Consider the following 22,902-nt stretch of genomic DNA (forward strand, 5'->3'; position numbering starts at 1 on the left):
AGGTTCAAGAAGGGTATTATGACCAAGACTTATGACGTAGCCGTCGTTGGCGCCACCGGAGCGGTGGGTGAAACCATGATGCGAGTGCTGGAAGAACGTAACTTCCCCGTGGGTAACCTGTACCCCCTGGCCAGCGAACGTTCCGAAGGTAAGATCGTTCAGTTCAAAGGCAAAAACATCCGCATCCAGAACCTGGCGGATTTTGACTTTTCCAAGGTCCAGATCGGTTTGTTCTCAGCCGGTGGTTCCATTTCTGAAGAGTATGCTCCCAAAGCGGCTGCGGCGGGGTGTGTGGTGATCGACAACACCTCCCATTTCCGTTATGACGATGACATCCCGCTGGTGGTGCCTGAAGTCAACCCCCACAAAATTGCCGACTATAAAACCCGCGGCATCATCGCCAATCCCAACTGTTCCACCATCCAGATGCTGGTGGCGCTGAAGCCTATTTATGACGCTGTGGGCATCGAGCGTATCAACGTGGCCACCTACCAGGCCGTGTCCGGTACCGGTAAGGAAGCCATCGAGGAACTGGCGGTGCAGACCCGCGACCTGCTGAACGGTCAACCGGTGAAGTCCGAAGTCTACCCCAAGCAGATCGCCTTCAACGCCCTGCCGCACATCGATGTGTTCCAGGAAAACGGCTACACCAAAGAAGAAATGAAAATGGTGTGGGAGACCAAGAAAATCTTCGGCGACGAGGCCATTGTGGTGAACCCCACCTGCGTGCGCATTCCGGTGTTTTATGGCCACTCAGAGGCGGTACACATTGAAACCCGGGACAAGATCACGGCAGAACAGGTCACCGAGCTGCTGAGCAAGGCTCCCGGCGTCAAGGTGTTGGATACCCGAAAAGCCGGTGGTTACCCGACCCCGGTAACCGAGGCCGTGGACAAGGACGACACCTTTGTAGGCCGGATCCGCGAAGATATTTCCCACCCCCGTGGAATCAACCTGTGGGTCGTGGCAGACAACGTGCGTAAGGGGGCGGCCACCAATAGCGTCCAAATCGCCGAAGAGTTGATAAAACACTATTTATAATTGATACTTACCTCAATATTGTCAGGCTGGTTCTAGATTAATCGGGTAACTGGATCACGATTATTCAAGAATTTGCCTGACAACCGCAAATTGAAAGCTATCCTTGTTAGGGGTAGCTATCAAATTTTTGAATGGCTCTCCTAAGCAAGTTAATTAGTTAGTAAATCAGCAAGTTGCTGGATTCGTATTTGTTGCATACGGGTTGTATCAGGGGATTGCCCAGCCTAGCCGTGAGGCCGCCTAGACCTAACGTAACAAATTTAAGAAAAACGAAAGGATGGCGTAGCTGTCCAGTGGTCATATAGCGAAGGAATAGATAATGGTTCGTAAACTTGCCGCTGCAATGCTTGGTGTGGGAGTGTTTATCCCCGGGTTGGCCAACGCACTGGGTTTGGGCGAAATCAAGCTCAATTCAGCTTTGAGTGAACCGCTGGATGCAGAGATCGAACTGGTACAGGTTCGGGAGCTGACCTCCAACGAGATTCTGCCTTCACTGGCTGCCCAGGAAGATTTCGCAGCCGCCCAAGTGGAACGCTATCACTTTCTTACCGACCTGAAGTTCGAAGTTACCGTCAATGAAAAGGGTAAGTCGATTATCAAGGTACGGTCACGCAAACCGGTCAAAGAGCCCTTTCTGAATTTCCTGGTGGAAGTGAACTGGCCGGCCGGCCGTTTGCTGCGGGAATACACTCTGTTCCTGGACCCGCCTACCTACAGTAAACAACCCGCTGCTCCGGTTTCTGCGCCCAGTACGGCCGCTGCCGCACCGGCGAGCCGAGCCAAACCGGTTACCACTACCTATCAGCCCACCACCTCTCCCCAAACTTCCTACAGCAGTGGGGAGTACGCCCAGGGTGGTGAGGCCGGTGACTATACCATCGGTTCCAACGACAGCCTTTGGTCCATCGCCAAGAGTATGAAGCCTTCTGACCGTGTCAGCATTCAACAAACCATGCTGGCCATTCAGCGCAAAAATCCCGATGCGTTCATCGACGGCAATATCAATTTGTTGAAGAAGGGCGCTGTTCTGCGCGCACCCACCGAAGATGAGGTGTTGCAGCTGGACAACCGGGATGCAATGGCCATTGCCGCTGAGCAAAACCGTCAGTGGCGGGAACGCGCCGGTATTGCCGAACCGGAAGCCCGTCAAATCGACCTGAGCGGTCGCAGTGTGACCCGGGAGCAGGATGCCGGAGCCCGCAGCGAACCGGATCAGCTGAAGCTGGTGTCCGCCGGCACCAGCTCAGGCAACAGCGGGCAGGGCGGCAACGCGGACAGTGGCGAGCTGCGCAATCAGCTGGCGGTTGCGGAAGAGAACATAGACAAATTCAAGCTGGAGAACGATGACCTCCGGCTTCGGTTGTCCGATCTTGAAGATCAGTTGGACACCTCTGAAAAAGTACTGACGCTCAAAGATGAGCAGATCGCCGCGCTGCAGGCCAAATTGCGCGAACTGGAGGCAGCCCGGCAAGAGGCCGCACAACAGCAAGCCGATGTGACGTCCGCTGCGGCACCTGCTGGGGAACCCGCAGCGACCGCGCCAGGCAGCCAGGCTCCGGGCACTGAGGGCATGGCTGATGCCGGTACCGCCGAGCCCGAATTACCAGAGGACGCTTTGGTTGAAGGTGGTGAGCAAGGGGAGCTGTTAGCACCGGAAGAACCCGGCGAAGAGGTGGATTATAACTTCGCGGAAGAACCTCTGGAGCCTCCATCCGACGTGGCGGCACAAACACCTGGGTCAGAAACGGCGGAGCAGACTCCGGTATCCGGCGTAGAGATGGAATCCCCAGCGGAGCCCAAACCGGAAACCCAGCCGCAACCCGTTCCTCAGCAAAAAGACCTGATGAGCCAGATTCTGGAGAACCCGTTGTATCTGGCTGCCGGTGGTGGTGCGATCCTGCTGTTGATCGTGCTCGGATTGTTAGCCGCTCGTCGCAAGCAGGCTGCAGACCAGCTGGAGGAAGAGATCCCGGATGAGTTTGAGTTGCCTGAGGCGCAAGGTGACGACGGCCTGATGGAGTTGGACTCCGTCAATCTGGAAGAAGATGACGCCTTTGAAGAAGCCGTTGAGGCCAGCGCCGAAGAGGAAACGGTTCCCCAGACTTCCGATGTGATCGGCGAGGCGGACATCTACATCGCCTACGGTCGATTCCCCCAGGCCATTGAGATGCTGGAGAATGCGGCGGAGAAAGAACCCAACCGCGCTGATATCCGACTCAAACTTTGTGAAGTCTGTGCTGAGGCCAATGAGCCAGAAGTGTTCATGAACCACTACAGAGTCCTGCAGGATGTAGGCTCCGCAGCGGATGTGAGCAAGGCAGAGGGCATGCGTGAAAAGCTGGGAGTTCTGCCCGACAGCGACCTGGATGACGTTGCCATGGGTGACTCGATGGAGCCCACCGATGACTTCTCCGGCGACGAAACGCTGCTGGCGGAGTCGAGCACTGACGACTTCGACTTTGACAGTCTGGAGCCCGCTGGCTCCGGCGAATCCTCCCTGGAGAGTGAGCTGGAACAGGAATCGGATACCGGCCTGGATTTCGATCTGGGGGACCTGGAAGACACCGGTGCCAGTTTCACTGCGGAGTCCTCATTTGACTCTGAGCAAAAAGACAGTTCAGAAACCCTGGAAGACGCCGGGAAAAGCGAAGAAGTGGCCGGTTTGGACTTCGATCTGAATCTTAATCTGGAAGACGAGGCGACGGACACTGAGTCTGCGCAACCGGCGGACAGCCTGGACTTCGACCTGGACACCGGATTTGAGACAGAAGCCAACCCAACGGCGGACTTGCAGCCGGAGCAATCCGAAACCGAGCAAGCGAAAGCCGATGATTCGACTCTGGATTTCGATACGGATTTCTCGCTGGATGAAGTGAGTGGTAGCGGTGCCGAATCCGATGATGCTCTTACCATGGATTTCGAAGCACCGGCACAGCCCAGCGAATCCTCTCCTCTGGATTCGGCCGACAATAATGCCATGGACTTCGATTTGGATTTCGACAGCTCTACCACTGAGCTGGACGATACTCCCACCATGGATTTCTCTGAGGAAACGTCCGCATTGCAGGGCGGCGGGGAACTGAATACAGAAGACTCTGGCGCAGACGAGGAGCCGATGCTGGATTCCCAGTCCGCGGCCCAGTTAGCCGATGAGTTGGACCTGGATCTGGATGGGGATTTTCTCGATAGCCCGGAACTGGATGCGACTCCGCTGGTAGACAATCCAGAAGAGAGCCCTTCCCTGGACATCGAAGCACCTTCGCTGGACGATACTTTCGAATCGGCAGCCAGCGACTTCGAACCTGAAGCGACGGATGACGACCAGACCATCATCACCAGCATGACTCCGCCGTCTGCTCCCACTGCGCCAGCGGCCAACGATATGTCCGACGCCGGCGAAGAGCTGGATTTCCTCTCCGATGCGGATGAGGCCTCCACCAAGTTGGATCTGGCCAGGGCCTACATTGACATGGGCGATCGCGACGGGGCCAAAGACATTCTGGACGAAGTCATGATCGAAGGTAACGATAACCAGAAAACCGAAGCGAAGGAGTTGCTCACTCGGCTGGAGTCTTGATAAAGCCGGAACAACTTCGTAAGATTTGCAGAAGAGGGCCTTAGTGGCCCTCTTTTCGTTTCAGGTGATTGAGCTTTAACGGGAATTGCTGATCAGAAGGGGCAGCTATGCGGGTGGCGTTGGGTGTGGAGTACGATGGAAGCCAATATTGCGGCTGGCAGCGCCAGAAACACGATCCCCAAACGGTGCAGGAACAGCTTGAGAACGCGCTGTCGAAAGTGGCCAATCATCCGGTGCAGGTTATTTGCGCGGGCCGCACCGACACTGGTGTGCATGGGGTAGGGCAGGTAGTACACTTTGATACCGAATCCGAACGCTCGGATAAAGGCTGGATCTTCGGCTGTAACACCAATCTTCCTGACAGCATCTCTGTGCGCTGGGCGCAACCGGTGGCCGCTGACTTTCATGCGCGTTTTTCGGCCACCTCCCGGGCCTATCGCTATGTGATTTATAACCATCCCGTGCGCCCGGCATTAGGGATTCGGCATCTGACCTGGAACTACCGCCCCCTTGACGTGGAGCTTATGCAGCAGGCCGCCGATGCCCTGGTGGGTGAGCATGATTTCAGTTCATTTCAGGCCCAGGGTTGCCAGGCCAAGTCCCCCATTCGGACCATCCATCACATTCGTCTGTCTCGTCGCGGCCGACTGATTATCATGGATATTCAGGCCAATGCGTTTCTGCAGCATATGGTGCGCAATATCGCCGGGGTATTGATGGCCATTGGCTGCGGCAAAGAGCCTCTGCCGTGGATTCAGGAGGTGCTGGCGCACCGGAATCGAACCCTGGGCGGGGTCACAGCACCACCCTACGGTCTCTTCTTCATGCGGGTAGGGTACCCGGACCATTTCAATATTCCGGCACCGGAACCCGATGTGCCGTTCATGCCTTTGCTTTAGATCTGCTTCCACCGGGTTTTCTGATAAACTGGCCCGCTTTGACCATCCAGGATTCAGGAATAGGCCTTTGACTCGGGTAAAGATTTGTGGAATCACCAACCTGCCGGATGCGCTGGCGGCCGCCGCTGCAGGAGCCGATGCGCTGGGCTTCGTTTTCTATGAGCCCAGCCCTCGTTGCGTCAACATTGACGCGGCCAAAACCATTTTGGCGGAACTTCCCCCATTTGTGACCACGGTTGGCTTGTTCGTGAATGCGGAACAGGCTTTTCTGGAGTCGGTTCTGGGGCGGCTGCCGTTGGATTTGCTGCAATTTCATGGCGATGAGACGGAAGCGGAATGCCGCCAATGGGGGCGGCCCTACATCAAGGCCCTGCGCATGCAAGAAGGTCTTGATTTAGTAGAGCAATGTCAGACATATCACAGCAGTCGTGGTATTCTTCTCGACGCTTTCGTGGCAGGCAAACCCGGCGGCACCGGCCAGGTGTTCGACTGGAATACCATCCCGCCTGGACTGGAGAAACCCATTGTCCTGGCTGGCGGGTTGGACCCATCCAATGTGGGGGCCGCCGTGAAACAGGTCCGCCCCTGGGCCGTAGACGTCAGTGGTGGCGTTGAGGCGGCCAAGGGAGTGAAAGACCACGCCCTGATCAAAGCTTTTATCACAGGAGTACACAGTGTCTCAGAATGAGCGTGATTTTCTGAATACGCCGGATGAACTTGGGAACTTCGGTCCTTATGGCGGCCGCTTTGTTTCCGAAACGCTCATGGCGGCGTTGGACGAACTGGAGGAGATCTACCACAAACTGTCCAAAGATCCTGAGTTTCAGGCGGCTTTCGACAGGGATCTTGCCCATTATGTGGGGCGTCCCAGTCCCCTCTATCACGCTGAGCGCTGGTCCAGACAGTTGGGTGGAGCGCAAATTTACCTGAAGCGGGAAGACCTCAATCACACTGGGGCCCACAAGGTGAACAACACAATCGGTCAGGCATTGCTGGCAAAGTACACCGGCAAGCGTCGGGTGATTGCCGAAACCGGCGCCGGCCAGCATGGTGTGGCCACTGCTACCGTGGCGGCCCGCCTGGGTCTGGACTGTGAGGTGTTCATGGGGGCCGAGGACGTCAAGCGCCAATCCCTCAATGTGTATCGGATGAAGCTGCTGGGCGCCAAGGTGAATCCGGTAACCTCCGGTACCAAAACCCTGAAAGACGCCATGAACGAAGCGCTGCGGGACTGGGTGACCAATGTGGATGACACCTTCTACATCATTGGCACTGTGGCCGGCCCCCATCCCTATCCCATGTTGGTAAGGGACTTCCAGTGTGTCATCGGCCGTGAAGCCCGGGTCCAGTGCCAGGAGCACACCGGGCGCCTACCGGATGCTCTGGTAGCGTGTGTGGGCGGTGGCTCCAATGCCATTGGTCTGTTCCATCCCTTCCTGGCGGACGAGTCTGTGGTCATGTACGGCGTCGAAGCCGGTGGTTTGGGCCTGGCCAGTGGTCAGCACGCGGCACCGCTGTGTGCCGGTCGGCCGGGTGTACTGCATGGCAACCGGACCTACCTCATGGAAGACGGTGATGGTCAGATCATGCATACCCATTCAGTGTCCGCCGGCCTGGATTATCCGGGGGTGGGGCCTGAGCATTCCTGGTTAAAGGATTGTGGCCGGGTAAACTATGTTGCCGCTAACGATGCCGAAGCACTGGATGCATTCCGCGCCCTGACCCGAATTGAAGGCATTATGCCGGCACTGGAATCCAGTCACGCGTTGGCCTACGCCGCCAAGCTGGCGCCCACTATGGATAAGGATCAAACCATCGTGGTTAACCTGTCCGGGCGTGGTGACAAAGACATACTGACCGTCGCCGAGATTGATGGCATTTCCCTTTGATACGGTGCTAAGGAGTTATTCAACATGAGCCGCATCACCGCGTGCCTGCAGCAATTGAAACAGCAACAGAAAAAAGCCCTGATCCCGTTTATCACAGCGGGTGATCCGCAACTGGACGCCTCGGTGCCGCTATTGCACACCCTGGCGGAGCAGGGTGCCGATATCATTGAATTGGGCATTCCGTTTTCCGATCCCATGGCGGATGGCCCGGTGATTCAGCTGGCGGATGAGCGAGCCTTGGCCAATGGCGTCACCACCCAACATGTTCTCGGCATGGTGCGTGAATTTCGTCAGACCAATCAGCACACTCCGATTGTATTGATGGGCTACCTCAACCCGATCGAAGCGTTCGGTTACCAGCAGTTTGCCCAGGCTGCTGCAGAGGCCGGGGTGGATGGCTTGATCGTTGTGGACTTGCCACCGGAAGCCGCCGCCGAACCGATCAAGTTGTTCGATGCAGCAGGCCTGGACACCATCTTCCTGATTGCACCCACCACCAGCGACAAGCGCATTGCCACCATCACTGCTACCGGGCGTGGTTACTTGTACTATGTCTCTCTGAAGGGGGTGACCGGTGCCGGACACCTGGATATCGACGGGGTGAACAGCAAGCTGGAAACAATTCGTAAAACAACCGATTTGCCCATCGCTGTGGGCTTTGGTATCAAGGACGCTGAAACCGCACGCCTCATTGGCCAGAATGCCGATGGCGTGGTAGTGGGCAGCGCCCTGGTAAAGTTGATTGCCGAATTTCAGAATGACCGCGACACCATGTTGTCCCGGGTTGCCGAATTCACCCAGTCTCTGCGCCAAGGCCTGGACCAATAACGATAAGCATAAACGAATCAGGATGGCGGAGTTATGAGTGACAGTTGGCTGGGCAAGATTCTACCCAGTGTGGGAAGAGGTTCCACCAAGAAGACTGAAGTACCGGAGGGGCTTTGGCGTAAATGCGCCAAGTGCGGTGCGTTTTTGTATCGCCCGGAACTTGAGAAGAACCAGGACGTCTGCCCAAAGTGTGACCATCATATGCGGATCAATGCCCGGCGCCGAATCGACCTGTTTCTGGACGAGCAGGGGCGCGAGGAATTGGCCGCGGAGCTGGAACCGTTCGATCGCCTGAAGTTCAAGGACAGCAAGCGTTACAAAGACCGCTTGGCCAGCGCCCAGAAAGGCACCAGTGAAAAGGACGCCCTGGTGGTGTTCAAAGGCTCGGTTAATGAATTCCCGGTGGTGGCTGCCGCGTTCGAATTTGAGTTCCTGGGTGGTTCCATGGGCTCCATCGTGGGTGAAAAATTCGTACGTGCGGTGAATGCCGCAATTGAGCACAGCTGTCCTTTGGTGTGTTTTTCTGCCAGCGGCGGTGCCCGTATGCAGGAGGCTTTGTTCTCCCTCATGCAGATGGCGAAAACCAGTGCAGCCTTGGAAAAACTGAAAGAAAACCGACTGCCGTTTTTCTCTGTCATGACTGACCCCGTTTACGGCGGTGTGTCTGCCAGTCTGGCCATGCTGGGCGATATCAATGTCGCAGAGCCCAATGCGTTGATCGGATTTGCCGGTCCCCGCGTTATTGAACAGACCGTGCGCCAGAAGCTGCCGGAAGGCTTTCAGCGCAGTGAATTCCTGCTGGAGCACGGGGCCTTGGACATGATCGTACACCGCCACGAAATGCGGGATACCCTGCACCGCCTGATGGGCAAACTGCTCCCGCAAAATGCAGCTTAAGGATTGGCTTAGCCGCCTGGAACGGCTCCATTTCAAATCCATAGACATGGGGCTGGAGCGCATCCGGGCGGTGGCTGATCGTTTAGACCTGTTATCAAATACGCCCTTCATTTTCACGGTTGCCGGAACCAACGGCAAAGGCTCTACGGTCGCTTTGCTGGATGCCTTTCTCAGAAATTCTGGTTACAGCACCGGCGTTTACACATCCCCGCATCTGGTTCACTTCAATGAGCGCATCTGCATCCACGGAGAGGAATGCTCCGATGCGGAACTGATCCACGCCTTTGAAATGGTGGAATCGGCGCGGGGTGCCATCAGTCTTACCTATTTTGAGTTTACAACCCTGGCCGCTTTCTGGCTGTTCAAGCGGGCAGGGCTGGACGCCTGGGTGTTGGAAGTGGGGCTCGGCGGCCGGCTGGACGCGGTTAATATCCTGGACGCTGATATCGCTGTGGTCACCAGCGTGGATCTGGACCATCAAGCCTGGCTTGGTAATGACCGAGCCACCATCGGCCTGGAGAAAATCGGGATCGGGCGCCCGGGGCGTCCTTTGGTGGTGGGCGAGCCCGATGTGCCGCCTGCAATCATGGATAAGGCGCGGGATACCGGAATGCAGCTTCATCTCCAGGGCGTTGATTTTCGCTTTACCGAAAGCGATGGCCATTGGTCATTGGATGTTAAAACCCTTGGTGGGCACAGCCACTATGGACCATTGGAATACCCCTCGGTTTACCTGCAGAATGCCGCAACGGCCATTCAGGCAATGGCCCTGGCGCCTTTCGATGTGCCTGAAACTGCACTCAAAAAGGCATTGCAGCAGGTACAACCCATGGGGCGCAGGCAGATCCTCGCTGAGCAGCCAAGGGTGATGGTGGATGTCGGCCATAACCCCCATGCGGCGAGGGCCCTGGCGGGGTTTATTGAGGGTTTGCATAGCGCTAAGGTCCATTGCGTTGTTGGCATGTTGTCTGACAAGGACATCACCGATACGTTGCTGGCGCTGCTGCCGGTGGTGGATCGTTGGTACCCGGTGGAGCTGGACTGTGAGCGGGCCGCCAAAGCCGATTCCATCCAGTCCCTATTGCAGGAGATGGGGGCGCTCTGTGGACACTTGTCTGGCAGCGGCTTTGGCGGCGCCGCCGAGGCCGTCAGGCAGCTCCAACAGCGGGTGGATAAAAATGATCTGATCCTGGTGTTTGGGTCCTTTTATACTGTGGCAGACGTTATACAATACGCCCACACCGCTTAATCACAGCGACAAATCAAAAAAGGGTTGGCTGCATTGGATCAGAGTCTAAAGCAACGCCTGGTGGGTGCCATCGTGCTGGTTTCCCTGGCGGTCATTTTCTTACCCCTGGTGTTCGATGGGCAGCAGGAGCGCATTCATTCGGATGACTACGTATACCCAGATCAACCTGCCATGACCATCCAGTCTTCTGACTTCACCGCGATCGAGGTGGAAGCCAAACAGGTACTTGATCAGATTGATGCGGTGGAATCTTCCAAGCGTGAACAGGAGCAGCTTTCCAGCGAACAGTATGGCCAGGAGAACCCCCAGGACCCGCCATCCAATGAGCCCATTCCAGCCACGGTAGAGCAATACGTGGAGCAGGAAACCGCCACGGACCTGGCAATCGAGGAGTCCACCAGCAATACGGTGGCACTGGCGGATGCCTGGGTGATTCAGGTGGGCGCCTTCTCCAGTCAGACCAATGCCAACGGCTTGCGTGATGAATTGGTGGCTGCCGGATACAAAGCCTACACCAAGCGGGTGGATACCCTGTTCAAGGTCTATATCGGGCCGGAAATCCGCCGCCACCGACTGGAGCAGCAAAAATCCGAGCTGGAACAGAAATTCAAAGTTAAGACGTTGATTTTAAAGTACATTCCATAAGCACTCCGGATTGGGAATTTAGCATTGGCTCTGGTAGAATGCGCGTTTTCCGATTTCACTCAGGTGTTCCAGGTATCCCCTACAGATGACCATTGCTGATTATGTCATTCTCGGCAGCATAGGCCTTTCCATGGTGCTGAGTCTGTACCGTGGTTTCACTCTGGAAGCGCTCTCCCTGGTTACCTGGATAGCGGCTTTTGTGGTTGCTCGCCTGTTCAGCGTGCCGCTCGCCGTTGTGCTCTCCGATTGGGTGGACCCTCCTTCCGCCCGCCAGCCGCTGGCTTTTATTGCTCTTTTTATCCTGACCATGATTGTCGGGGCTCTGATCAAACATTTGATTAAAGAAGTCGTTAAAGTAACCGGGCTCACCGGTACCGACCGGGCGTTGGGCAGTGTGTTCGGCTTGGTCAGAGGTTGTCTGCTGGTGGTGATTGCGCTGGCGGTTCTGTCAAGAATGACCCAGATGCCCATGGACCCCTGGTGGCGGCAGTCCCTGCTGATTCCCCATTTCATGATGGTGGAGGAATGGACGGCTGAAACCGGGCAGGCGATCTGGGAGAAGATCATGGATATTGGCGCTGAATAGAGAGAACTATTTGCGCTATTATAGAAAATCCAAGCACACGACGTATCGAGGTAAAGCGAATGTGCGGAATAGTCGGCATTGTGGGCCGCTCCAATGTAAATCAGACCATTTATGATGCGCTGACGGTATTACAGCATAGAGGGCAGGACGCCGCCGGTATAGTGACCTGTGATCAGGACAAGCTTTACCTAAGAAAGGATAACGGCATGGTGCGTGATGTGTTTCGCTCCCGCCATATGCGCCGTTTAATGGGTAACATGGGAATTGGCCACGTCCGTTACCCGACTGCAGGCTCGTCCAGTTCCGCTGAAGCTCAGCCGTTCTACGTCAACAGCCCGTACGGCATTACGCTTGCCCACAACGGAAACCTGACCAATGCAGCCGAGATTGGCGAAGATCTGTACAAAACGGATCTGAGACACATCAATACCAACTCCGATTCCGAAGTGCTGCTGAACATCTTTGCTCACGAGCTGCAACGTTTGGGTAAGCTGGTTCCCACCGAAGAGGATATCTTTGCCGCGGTGTCTGCGGTGCACGAGCGGTGCAAAGGTGCCTACGCCGTGGTGGCGATGATCACCGGCTACGGCATCGTCGGCTTCCGTGATCCCAATGGCATTCGTCCCGTGTGCTTTGGCGAGCGTGAAACCGAGCAGGGCATGGAGTACATGATTGCGTCCGAGAGTGTCGCGCTGCAGGCCATGGGCTTCGATCTGGTGCGTGATATTGCCCCGGGCGAAGCGGTGTACATCAATATGGAGGGCAAGCTGTTTACCCGCCAGTGTGCAGCCGCACCCGAGTATCGGCCCTGTATATTCGAGCACGTTTATCTGGCCCGGCCGGATTCCATTATGGATGGTATCTCGGTGTACAAATCCCGCTTGCGTATGGGCGAAAAACTGGCAGACAAAATCAAGCGGGTCTGGCCGGATCACGATATCGATGTGGTGATTCCCATCCCGGATACCAGCCGGACTTCCGCGTTGCAACTGGCCTATAACCTGGGGGTTAAGTTCCGGGAAGGCTTCATCAAGAACCGCTACATCGGGCGTACGTTTATTATGCCCGGCCAGAATGAGCGCAAAAAATCCGTGCGCCAAAAACTGAATGCCATCGGTCTGGAGTTTCAGGGCAAAAATGTGCTGTTGGTGGATGACTCCATCGTGCGCGGCACCACCTGCAACCAAATCATCGAAATGGCACGGGATGCCGGGGCCAAAAGGGTGTATTTTGCCTCAGCCGCGCCGCCGGTGTGTTACCCCAATGTGTATGGCATTGATATGCCTGCGGCGAAGGAGCTCATCGCCCACGGGCGCACGGTTAAGGAAATTCAGGAACTCATTGGCGCTGATTGGCTTGTCTATCAGGACCTGGAGGATCTGGTGGCGGCGTCCCGTGAGGGCAACCCGGAAATTCAGGAATTTGATTGCTCGGTGTTTAATGGTGAGTACATAACCGGTGACATCAATTCCGGTTATCTGCAAAAGCTGGAAGCGAGCCGTAATGATGATGCCAAAAACAAGAAAACCGCACAGTTGCTGATCAATGACGAGAGCATTGACCTCCATAACACGAACTAACTGACAGTCAGGACTATGGATCAATTCGACGACAACGCGCCCTTGCACCTGGAAACCCTGGCCTTGCGAACGGGGCAGCTGCATACGGATGAGGGGGCTCACGGCGAGCCCATCTTCACCACGTCCAGCTATGTCTTCACAAGTGCAGCACAGGCGGCGGCACGTTTCTCGGGTGAAGAACCCGGAAACATCTATTCGCGTTTCACCAATCCCACTGTCCGCGCCTTTGAGCAGCGCCTGGCGGCGTTGGAAGGGGCAGAGCGTTGTGTGGCGACGGCCTCCGGCATGGCGGCGATTCTGAGTACGGTCATGGCGTTGTTGCAGGCCGGTGATGAGATCATCAGTTCCCGCAGCGTGTTTGGCACCACCAACGTGCTGTTTGACAAGTATTTCAAGCGTTTCGGCGTGAACACCACGTTCGTGTCCTTAACGGACTTCTCTGAGTGGGAAGCAGCCATCACACCTCAGACCAAGCTGTTCTTCCTGGAAACCCCATCCAACCCATTGTGCGAGGTGGCCGATGTCCAGAAGCTGGCGGATCTGGCTCATCGCAACGGCGCGATTCTGGTGGTGGATAATTGTTTCTGTACACCAGCCTTACAACGCCCCCTGGCGTTGGGTGCGGACATCGCGCTGCATTCTGCCACCAAATTTCTGGATGGGCAGGGCCGTTGTATCGGGGGCGCTGTGTGCGGTCGCAATGATCTGATGGAAGAAGTGTTTGGCTTCCTGCGCAGTGCCGGCCCTTCCATGAGCCCATTCAATGCCTGGGTGTTCCTGAAAGGCCTGGAAACCCTCAGTTTGCGGATGCAGGCCCATTCCGCAAACGCTCTGCGTCTTGCGGATTGGCTGGAGCAGCATCCGGCGGTGGAGAAGGTGTTTTATGCCGGCCTGCCCAGTCACCCCCAACACCTGCTGGCGCGCAGCCAACAGGATGCCTTCGGTGGGGTTTTATCCTTCCGGGTCAAAGGCGGGCGGGAAGCGGCCTGGCAAGTGATTGATGACACCCGCTTCCTGTCGATCACTGGCAACCTGGGAGACGCCAAGACCACCATAACCCACCCGGCAACCACCACTCACGGCCGTCTCTCTGATGAAGCCAAAGCCCGCGCCGGGATCACAGAGAACCTGGTTCGTGTGGCGGTCGGCCTTGAGCATATCGATGATATTAAAGCAGATTTAGCCCGTGGGCTTTCCCGGCTAATTTGAGAAGAACAGCAAACAAGATCTCAGGCCAACCAGCGGAAGGCTGCTAGAATGTAATTAATTAGGTTTCATTCAGCAGCCTTTTTCTATGGTCGGTCACATTCCGACGACGATCTTGGGAGTATTTGTGTCCACATCTGTATCCGTCCTCATTGATGCGTTGGCGAAGGTTCTGCTGGGCAAAGAGGAGCAAATCAAACTGGCTTTGTCCTGCCTGTTGGCAAAGGGCCACCTGTTGGTGGAGGACCTGCCCGGGATGGGCAAGACCACCTTATCCCACGCGCTGGCCAAAGTCCTGGGGCTGGAGTATCAGCGTATCCAGTTCACCAGCGACCTGTTGCCGGCGGATATCCTGGGAACGTCCATCTTCAACCAGGCGTCCACGGAATTTGAGTTCCGACCTGGGCCCATATTCACTCAGGTGCTGCTGGCCGATGAAATCAACCGGGCCACTCCCAAGACCCAGGGCGCGTTACTGGAAGCGATGGAGGAGCGGCAAATCACGGTGGACGGTAAAACCTACCCGCTACCACAGCCTTTCTTCGTCATTGCAACCCAGAATCCGATCACCCAGATGGGCACATATCCATTGCCGGAATCGCAACTGGACCGGTTTCTCATGCGTATCAGCCTGGGCTACCCAGACCCGACGGTGGAGCGCAAACTCCTCAAAGGTTTTAATCCGCGCCACGACATGGACCAGTTGCAGGCGGTCACCAACCAGGCTGAATTGGCTCAGCTGCAGCAGCGGGTCACCAAGATCTTTGTGTCCGATGCCTTGCTGGATTATGTGCAGCGCATCCTGGCCTTTACCCGGCAGTCCAACCGTTTCAGTTTTGGTTTGTCGCCTCGTGCCGGGATGGCGCTGGTGCAGTGTGCCCAGGCCTACGCCTTTGTCGCCGGGCGTGATCATGTGATTCCGGAAGACGTCCAATCCATTTTGCCAGCGGTGGCTGAACATCGGCTGGCGGGTTCGCAGGATGTGACCGGGCATGAGGGGCAGCGCTTGGTGGACAGTGTGCTGAAGCAGGTTGATGTGATGCCGGGGCGCTGATGTGGAGAGCGTGCGCAAGCTGGTAAGAGGCCAGTGGGATGCCTGGTTGGATCGCCGAATCCCGGCCCGGAGCCGGGTCACCCTGACCCAGAAACGCATTTTTATTCTTCCCACCTGGATGGGGATGGGCTATCTCCTCACCACCTTTCTGCTGTTCGTGGCCGGTGTCAACTACGACAACTCCATGATCCTGAATTTCAGCTTCTTCCTCGGCAGTCTGTTCGTTGTCAGCATCCTGCAGACGTTTTCCAATGTGTCCGGCATGGTGATCAGTGCCGGACATACAGAGCCGGCTTTTTGTGGGTCAGAAGCCAAATTCGTCATTCACCTGGAAAAATCCAGGAAAAAAGAACATCACTCCATTTTCTGCAGTTGGTGTGGTTACCAATCCAAGGCTTACAACCTGATCCAGGAACAGCAGGTGGCGCTGGTGACCTTGCTGCCCACACAGCAGCGTGGACGCTATCGGCCGGGACGGTTCAAATTGCATTCCATTTATCCCTTCGGGTTGTGCCAGGCGTGGACCTGGGTGGATCTGGATATGTTTGCTCTGGTCTATCCCCGCCCGATTGAGTGCGAGCTCAACACCACTTCCCGCAGTGACGGAGAGGAGGGCAGTCATGTGGTGATGGAAGGCCAGGACGATTTTGCCGGGCTCAGGGCATTCAATCCGTCGGACTCCCTCAAGACCGTTGACTGGAAAGCCTTCGCCCGTCGCAACGTATTGTATACCAAACAGTTTCAGGGCTATCAGGCCAAGTCGGCCTGGCTTCGCTGGAACGAGATCGCGGTGGGTGATGTGGAGCGGCGGTTGTCCGGGTTGTGCTACTGGGTGCTGCAGTTCTCCAAGACCAATGAGCCTTATGGGCTGGAGTTACCGGGCGTCACCATCAATCCAGGGGTCGGCAAGCAGCATGAAGAAAACTGCCTGACGGCCCTGGCTGAGTACCGCCATGGCTGATTCCCGTCATCCTCCCGTTTTCCCCATGCCGCGCACGGCGTTCGTTCTGCTGATGGTGAGCGTAACCCTGGCAGTTTTGCCCCATGTGCAGAGGGTTCCCCCCTGGTTATTGGCGGTGTTTGGCATTGTGCTGGTGTGGCGCATCCAGGTGTTCCGCCAGCGTCTGCGTTTCCCGCCCAAGTGGGCCCGCCTGTTTATGGTGTGCGGTGGGGTTCTGGGTGTCGTCTATTACCATGGTACCATCTTCGGCCCGGATGCCGGGGTAGCGCTGTTGATCAGTGCCTACCTGTTCAAGCAATTGGAAATGTATACACGGCGTGACGCCTTCCTCATCATTATCCTGTCATTCTTTGTGTTGGCAACGGAATTTTTGTTTTCCACGTCGTTGTTTACTTCGCTCTACGTGTTTGTCGTGCTGGTGGTGATTACGGCGGCCCTGATCGCCCTCAACATGACGGATACCAGCATCGCCCTGTGGCGTCCCATGCGGGCGGCCTTTGTCACCGTGCTGCAGGCCGTGCCCCTGTTATTGGTCTTCTTTTTTCTGTTTCCCAGGATTGGTCCCATTTGGGATCTGGGCATGAAATCCACCATTGCCCGGACCGGGCTCAGTGATCGCATGACCCCGGGTGATGTGGCGGATCTCAGCCAATCCGCAAAGCTGGCGTTTCGCATAGAGTTCGAAGGTGAGATTCCTGCACCGCGAGATCGCTATTGGCGGGCGCTGATATTTGATCGGTTTGATGGCAAAACCTGGAGCGCACAGGGAGACCCCCAAAGCATTCCATTCAGCCCCAATCGGCTGAACGTCAACGGCGAGGCGCTTAGATACCGGGTGCTGTTGGAGCCTACGGGCAACAACTGGCTGCCCGCGATGCCCTGGTCACAGCTGTCCGGGGTAAAGCACCGCACCTCCAACGGACTGGTGCATTACGCCATCAATGTGGTGGACTCCGCCATCAGTTATCAGGTGGAAACGTTCCCGGATTATCAATATGAAACCGAGGGTATGCCGCGGGATATGTGGGGCGTGTACACGACCCTGCCACCGCTGGGAAATGCCCGCACCTATGCATTGGCGAAAGACCTGTACCGCAGAACAGGCCGTAATCCCGAGCGCATGACCGCCAGTATTCTGCGCTGGTTCAACGAGGAGCGTTTCATCTACACCCTAAAGCCGCCGAAGCTGGGTTCTGATTCAATGGATGACTTCCTGTTCGGCACCCGCAAGGGCTTTTGCGCCCATTACGCCGGTGCATTTGTGTTTATGATGCGGGCCGCAGGCATTCCGGCCCGTATGATTGGCGGTTATCAGGGCGGCGAAGCTCATCCCATTGGAAAATACCTGCTCGTCCATCAATATGATGCCCACGCCTGGGCGGAGTACTGGGTCAATGGCAAGGGCTGGGTGAGGGTAGACCCAACCGCAGCGATCGCACCGGAGCGAATTGAAATGGGTTCATTGCGGGATAGCCTGGACGAGCTTTCCCTGCTGGATTCCCCTTTCTCCAAAATGGGTCTGCGCAACCTGCCGTTTATGTCCGAATTACGATTAATGATCGATTACGTGGATTATTTGTGGTTCAAGAACGTAGTGTCATTCGACAGTGGCGTGCAGCACAAGCTCCTGCAGCGGATTCTGGGCGAGGTGACGCCGCAGCGTATTGCCATGCTGTTGGGTGTTTGTGGTGGTGTGGTGGTGTTGGGTTTGGGCTTGTGGATGGTTCTCAGCCAGAGACGATTGTTGGAACTGGATCTGGCGGACAAACTGTATCTGCGATTTCAACGTAAACTGAGCCAGGCCGGGCTCCAGCGGGAAACCGGGGAGGGGGTCATGAGCTTTTCCCTCCGGGTTCAACAGCGTTTTCCGGACCAGTCGGACACAATCAATAAAATCAGTTGTTTGTATTCCAATATCAAGTACTCTAACCGCTCCGAAAAGCGCGATACTGACAAGAAGTTGACTTCGGAAAGTGATAGCATAGCCGCATTGAATCAGGCGATAAAAAACTTAAAACTCTGATATTTTTGGACTTTTTTATGGGGCGTTTCCAGAAACCGATTATTCTGTCGCTGATAGCGGCGATCGGTCTTTACTTTGGCGCCATGTTTCTGGGGGATTTCAAAGAAACGGGTGCCGCCATCGCGGAACTGGGTACGGTGGGCTGGTTGGTGATCCTGCTGCTGTCGTTGGTGAACTACGGATTGCGTTATTGGCGTTGGGAATGGTACCTCACCAAGCTTTCCGGCAGCCGCATCCCCCATCGTCGTCATCTGGCGTACTACGTGAGTGGCTTTGCCCTCTCCACCACTCCCGGTAAGGCCGGCGAGACGGTGCGATCCCTCTATCTGAAGCAACATGATGTTTCCTTTAACCATACGCTCAGTACTTTTTTTGTCGAGCGCTTTCAGGACCTTCTGACCATTGTATTGATGGCCAGTGCTGCCGCTTTCCTGTTTGAGGGATACGGCCTGGTGGTCGCATTAACCGCGATGGTGGTGTTGGGGAGCCTGCCATTACTGCACAGCCCGTTCATTCTGACCAAGATGAATGCCCTGTCAGCTACCCTGTCAGCCAAACCCGCCAAGCTGCTCCAGCATCTGTTGGATCTGCTGAATTCCTCTGCGGTGCTGCTGAAAAACAAGGAACTTCTGGGCGGTATTCTGATCGGTATTACGGCATGGATGGCTGAAGGGGTCGGGTTTTGGTATTTGTTAGTGTGTTTGGGCCAGGATGTGCAACTGGTGGCTGCGGTGAGTATCTATGGCGTTGCTGTTTTGGTGGGTGCAATCTCGTTCTTACCGGGCGGTCTGGGCTCCACTGAGGCAGTCATGGGGTTGTTGCTGATCGCGTCCGGGGTGCCGGAGCCGGTCGCCATTGCCGCGACATTGATTTGTCGCATTGCCACTTTATGGTTTGCCGTGTTTATCGGCCTGATTGTCGCCGGTATTCTCGCTCTGAATGGAATTGTTCCCATCTCTGGGAAAGAAGTAACAGATTTAGGTTGAAGTCATGTCTGATTCTAATAAAAAACCTCTGGTTGTCGATCTGGACGGCACCTTGATAAAAACAGACCTTTTGCTGGAATCGTTCATGTTGCTGATGCGGGCGAATCCTTTTCTGTTGTTCCTGGTGCTGGTTTGGGTTTGCAAAGGTAAATCCTACCTCAAACAACAAATCGCTCAGCGGGTGGAGATTCCGGTACAGTTTCTCCCTTACAGTGCCGATCTACTGGACTATCTGAAATCGCAAAAGCAACAGGGTAGGGAACTGGTGCTGGCCACGGCATCCCACGAGCGTTATGCCACGGCCATCGCCGACCATCTGCAGCTGTTCGACCACGTGTTGGCCACCAACGAATCCGTCAACCTGTCTGGTGCTCATAAGCGCGAGGCCCTGATCAAGCGTTACGGAGAAGGTGGTTTCGTGTATGCGGGGAATGCTTCCGTTGACCTGAACGTCTGGAGTCACAGTGCGGCCGCGGTTGTGGTTGGTTCGGATAATCTGGTGGCCTCTGCTTCCCGCCAGTGCTCCATTGAAGCGTCCTTTGTGCAAAAACCACCGTCCATCAAAACCTTTATCAAGGCACTTCGTGTGCATCAATGGGTGAAGAACGGGCTGGTGTTTGTACCGTTACTGACGGCGCACCAGATGCAGGATCCCAAGCTGCTGTTAATGAGTGTGCTGGGTTTCATCGCGTTCTCAGTTTGTGCTTCCAGTGTGTACTTTCTCAATGACTTGCTGGACCTGTTTGACGATCGACAGCATGCGACCAAATGCAATCGACCTTTCGCAGCGGGTACTCTGTCCCTGTTGGTGGGGATTCTGGGGACACCTCTGCTTCTGTTGACGGCGGTGGTGGCGAGCTGGTTTTTGCCCACGCAATTTCAGATTGTATTGGCGGTGTATTATGTGCTGACTCTGGCTTACAGCTTTAAATTGAAGCGCCTGGTGATGGTGGATGTGGTGACGCTGGCTTCCCTTTACACCATTCGTATCGTGGCCGGAGCGGCCGCCATCAGCGTGCTGTTGTCGTTCTGGCTATTGTCGTTTTCCATCTTTGTGTTCCTGAGTCTCGCGATTATCAAACGTTATACAGAGCTGATGAAATTGAAAGCCAAAAGCGCGTCCAAAGCGTTGGGTCGCGGTTATCAGGTGGAAGACCTGGAGTTGCTATCCTCTCTGGGCGGGGCGAGCGGCTATCTGTCCGTGTTGGTACTGGCGCTCTACATCAACAGCCCGGATGTGAAAAGTATGTACTCTGACCCGGTGCTAATGTGGCCGGCCTGCCTGGTCATGTTGTATTGGGTGAGCCGTATCTGGATTATCGCCCACCGGGGCAACATGGAAGACGACCCCATCGTGTTTGCCCTGAAAGACCGTGCCAGCCTGGTGTGTGGCGCACTGATCGCCGGATTCATGTTTATGGCGGTGTAAAGCGATGACGAAACCGTACGTGTCCTGGGGGCGATACCCCTACAAAACGCAAAAAGGCCGGGATCTGCACTGGAGGCCTCAGTCTTTGGATATGCCCGGCGTCTTCCTGCCTCAAGGTAACGCTCGCAGCTACGGTGACAGCTGCATGCTGCATGAGGGCACGGTGCTGTCCACCCGTTTTATGAACCGGTTTATAGCATTCGATGGAGAGACCGGCATCATCCGTTGCGAAGCCGGTGTCACATTGGCGGAAATTCTCTCCGTGGTGGAGCCGCAAGGGTGGTTTCTCGCCGTTACCCCAGGCACAAAATTCGCCACCGTGGGTGGCGCCATTGCCAACGATGTGCATGGCAAGAATCATCACGTAGAGGGCACCTTTGGCGCGCACCTGACCCAATTTGAGTTGCTGCGAACCGATGGTAGCGTTCGATTGTGTTCGCCCACTGAGAACGCGGAGTGGTTCGCTGCCACCATCGGTGGTTTGGGTCTGACCGGGCTCATTACCTGGGCCGAGTTCAAGTTGAAGCGGGTCTCCAACTCAGCGGTCAACGTTGAGAACATCAAGTACCAGAACCTGGCGGACTTTTTTGCGTTATCCCAGGAATCGGAGCAGGATTTTGAGTACACGGTGGCCTGGGTGGATTGCCTGGCGTCCGGTGACCAGTTGGGGCGGGGTCATTTCTCCCGTGCCAATCACGCCAGAGTCACCCAACCCAAGCCTGCACCTTCTCAGCATACTTTGACTATACCGGTGGATCCTCCCGTTTCATTGGTCAACAGCATTTCTCTGAAAGCATTCAACTGGCTGTACTATCATCGCCAACGGGAAAAGCGGGTCACCCAGACAACCCACTATGATCCATTTTTCTATCCACTGGATCATGTTCAGAATTGGAACCGCATGTACGGTCCCAAGGGCTTTTTGCAGTATCAGTGCATTGTCCCCATGGAGCACAGTGAAGCGGCCATCTGCGAGCTGTTGCGACGCATTGGTCGCGCCAACTATGGATCGTTCCTGGCGGTGCTGAAAGTGTTCGGAGATGTGCCCTCTCCCGGGTTGAACTCGTTCCCCAGGCCGGGCACGACGCTGGCGTTGGACTTCCCCTACAAGGGCGCGCAAACCATGCAGCTGTTTGATCAGCTGGACGAGGTGGTGGTACAGGCCGGGGGGGCGCTCTATCCGGCCAAAGATGCTCATATGAAACCCCAACACTTCAAACGCTTTTACCCCAATGCCGATCAACTGGAATCCTTCAGGGACCCTGGAATCAATTCAAGTTTCTGGCAGCGAGTTATGGAACCATCAACATGAAAAACTGGATCGTAATTGGCGCTACTTCCGCCATCGCAGAGTCGGTATGCCGTTTGTGGTCGACACGCGGCTACAATTTGTTCCTGGTTGGGCGTAACGCCGACAAGCTGGAAAGCGTAAAGCAGGACTATACCGTTCGGGGAGCCGACACCGTTTTTACCCACGTGCTAGATATTGCTCAACTCGACAAACATCAAGCCTGTTGGGAGCAGGCGAAAGCCGCCATGGGCCGCATCGACGGTATCTTCATCGCCCATGGCACCCTGCCGGACCAGAAGCGCTGTGAGGCTGACTTCAACCACGCGTTAACTGAGATCAATATCAACGCCACCAGTGTATTGTCCTTCTGTACCATTGCTGCCAATGAATTTGAGACTGCGGGGTCTGGCCACATTGCGGTGATCTCATCAGTGGCCGGTGATCGGGGGCGTCAATCCAACTACGTTTATGGTTCCGCCAAAGGCATGGTGAGTTTGTTCCTGCAGGGCCTGCGGAATCGCTTATTCAAGCGTGGCGTAATGGTGACGACGATCAAGCCCGGCTTTGTAGATTCCCCCATGACAGCGGATTTTGAGAAAGGCGGGCCCCTGTGGGCTACCCCTGATCAGGTGGCTGCTGGTATAGTGAAGTCAATCGACAAGAACCGAGGTGTGGTTTACCTGCCCTGGTTCTGGTGGGGAATCATGCAGGTCATCAAATCCATTCCGGAATTTATATTCAAAAGATTGAGTCTGTAATGC

Annotated in this window: 19 protein-coding genes; all 19 read left to right on the plus strand. The window is 55.7% G+C overall.

From position 1 onward, the window contains the following. Positions 1–18: 18 nt before the first annotated feature. The 19 genes from D9N14_RS09405 to D9N14_RS09495 all read left to right on the plus strand — a co-directional run bounded on the left by D9N14_RS09405 (position 19) and on the right by D9N14_RS09495 (position 22,899). The gene (locus D9N14_RS09405) at positions 19–1,041 is read left to right on the plus strand and encodes an aspartate-semialdehyde dehydrogenase (RefSeq protein WP_290579121.1); all 1,023 of its coding nucleotides are present in this window, start codon (positions 19–21) and stop codon (positions 1,039–1,041) included. Positions 1,042–1,360: 319 nt separating this feature from the next. Next, complete coding sequence (locus tag D9N14_RS09410) at positions 1,361–4,618, plus strand: FimV/HubP family polar landmark protein (protein ID WP_290579122.1); 3,258 nt, start codon at positions 1,361–1,363, stop codon at positions 4,616–4,618. 107 nt (positions 4,619–4,725) lie between these two features. Beyond that, positions 4,726–5,517 (plus strand): tRNA pseudouridine(38-40) synthase TruA, encoded by a 792-nt coding sequence (gene truA, locus D9N14_RS09415; RefSeq protein ID WP_290579123.1) that lies wholly within the window; start codon positions 4,726–4,728, stop codon positions 5,515–5,517. 67 nt (positions 5,518–5,584) lie between these two features. Then, a complete protein-coding gene (locus D9N14_RS09420) occupies positions 5,585–6,205 on the plus strand; it encodes a phosphoribosylanthranilate isomerase (RefSeq protein ID WP_290579124.1) in 621 nt (206 codons plus the stop codon). Then, positions 6,192–7,406, plus strand: a complete 1,215-nt coding sequence (trpB, locus tag D9N14_RS09425; protein WP_290579125.1) for a tryptophan synthase subunit beta — start codon at positions 6,192–6,194, stop codon at positions 7,404–7,406. Before D9N14_RS09420 ends, trpB begins: the two co-directional genes overlap by 14 nt. A gap of 24 nt (positions 7,407–7,430) precedes the next feature. Beyond that, the gene (gene trpA, locus D9N14_RS09430; RefSeq protein ID WP_290579126.1) at positions 7,431–8,234 is read left to right on the plus strand and encodes a tryptophan synthase subunit alpha; all 804 of its coding nucleotides are present in this window, start codon (positions 7,431–7,433) and stop codon (positions 8,232–8,234) included. A gap of 33 nt (positions 8,235–8,267) precedes the next feature. Further along, the gene (gene accD, locus D9N14_RS09435) at positions 8,268–9,131 is read left to right on the plus strand and encodes an acetyl-CoA carboxylase, carboxyltransferase subunit beta (RefSeq protein ID WP_290579127.1); all 864 of its coding nucleotides are present in this window, start codon (positions 8,268–8,270) and stop codon (positions 9,129–9,131) included. Beyond that, a complete protein-coding gene (folC, locus tag D9N14_RS09440; RefSeq protein WP_290579128.1) occupies positions 9,121–10,380 on the plus strand; it encodes a bifunctional tetrahydrofolate synthase/dihydrofolate synthase in 1,260 nt (419 codons plus the stop codon). Before accD ends, folC begins: the two co-directional genes overlap by 11 nt. Positions 10,381–10,413: 33 nt before the next feature. Next, complete coding sequence (locus tag D9N14_RS09445; RefSeq protein ID WP_290579129.1) at positions 10,414–11,025, plus strand: SPOR domain-containing protein; 612 nt, start codon at positions 10,414–10,416, stop codon at positions 11,023–11,025. 85 nt (positions 11,026–11,110) lie between these two features. Further along, the gene (locus D9N14_RS09450) at positions 11,111–11,611 is read left to right on the plus strand and encodes a CvpA family protein (protein ID WP_290579130.1); all 501 of its coding nucleotides are present in this window, start codon (positions 11,111–11,113) and stop codon (positions 11,609–11,611) included. A 59-nt stretch (positions 11,612–11,670) separates the two neighbouring features. Continuing rightward, the gene (purF, locus tag D9N14_RS09455) at positions 11,671–13,191 is read left to right on the plus strand and encodes an amidophosphoribosyltransferase (protein ID WP_290579131.1); all 1,521 of its coding nucleotides are present in this window, start codon (positions 11,671–11,673) and stop codon (positions 13,189–13,191) included. Positions 13,192–13,206: 15 nt separating this feature from the next. Continuing rightward, positions 13,207–14,400 (plus strand): O-succinylhomoserine sulfhydrylase, encoded by a 1,194-nt coding sequence (locus D9N14_RS09460; RefSeq protein ID WP_290579132.1) that lies wholly within the window; start codon positions 13,207–13,209, stop codon positions 14,398–14,400. A 124-nt stretch (positions 14,401–14,524) separates the two neighbouring features. Beyond that, a complete protein-coding gene (locus D9N14_RS09465; protein WP_290579133.1) occupies positions 14,525–15,451 on the plus strand; it encodes an AAA family ATPase in 927 nt (308 codons plus the stop codon). 10 nt (positions 15,452–15,461) lie between these two features. Further along, positions 15,462–16,412 (plus strand): DUF58 domain-containing protein, encoded by a 951-nt coding sequence (locus D9N14_RS09470; RefSeq protein WP_290579134.1) that lies wholly within the window; start codon positions 15,462–15,464, stop codon positions 16,410–16,412. Next, positions 16,405–18,435: a transglutaminaseTgpA domain-containing protein gene (locus tag D9N14_RS09475; RefSeq protein ID WP_290579135.1), complete on the plus strand. Its 2,031-nt coding sequence runs from the start codon at positions 16,405–16,407 to the stop codon at positions 18,433–18,435. Before D9N14_RS09470 ends, D9N14_RS09475 begins: the two co-directional genes overlap by 8 nt. A gap of 17 nt (positions 18,436–18,452) precedes the next feature. Continuing rightward, on the plus strand, positions 18,453–19,421 hold the full coding sequence (locus tag D9N14_RS09480; protein WP_290579136.1) for a YbhN family protein: 969 nt from the start codon (positions 18,453–18,455) through the stop codon (positions 19,419–19,421). Between the two features lie 4 nt (positions 19,422–19,425). Beyond that, positions 19,426–20,850, plus strand: a complete 1,425-nt coding sequence (locus D9N14_RS09485; protein ID WP_290579137.1) for a UbiA family prenyltransferase — start codon at positions 19,426–19,428, stop codon at positions 20,848–20,850. Between the two features lie 4 nt (positions 20,851–20,854). Further along, positions 20,855–22,162: an FAD-dependent oxidoreductase gene (locus tag D9N14_RS09490; RefSeq protein ID WP_290579138.1), complete on the plus strand. Its 1,308-nt coding sequence runs from the start codon at positions 20,855–20,857 to the stop codon at positions 22,160–22,162. After that, complete coding sequence (locus D9N14_RS09495) at positions 22,159–22,899, plus strand: SDR family oxidoreductase (RefSeq protein WP_290579139.1); 741 nt, start codon at positions 22,159–22,161, stop codon at positions 22,897–22,899. Before D9N14_RS09490 ends, D9N14_RS09495 begins: the two co-directional genes overlap by 4 nt. Positions 22,900–22,902 lie beyond the last annotated feature (3 nt).

This window comes from Ketobacter sp., from assembly GCF_003671495.1.
Lineage (GTDB): Bacteria > Pseudomonadota > Gammaproteobacteria > Pseudomonadales > Ketobacteraceae > Ketobacter.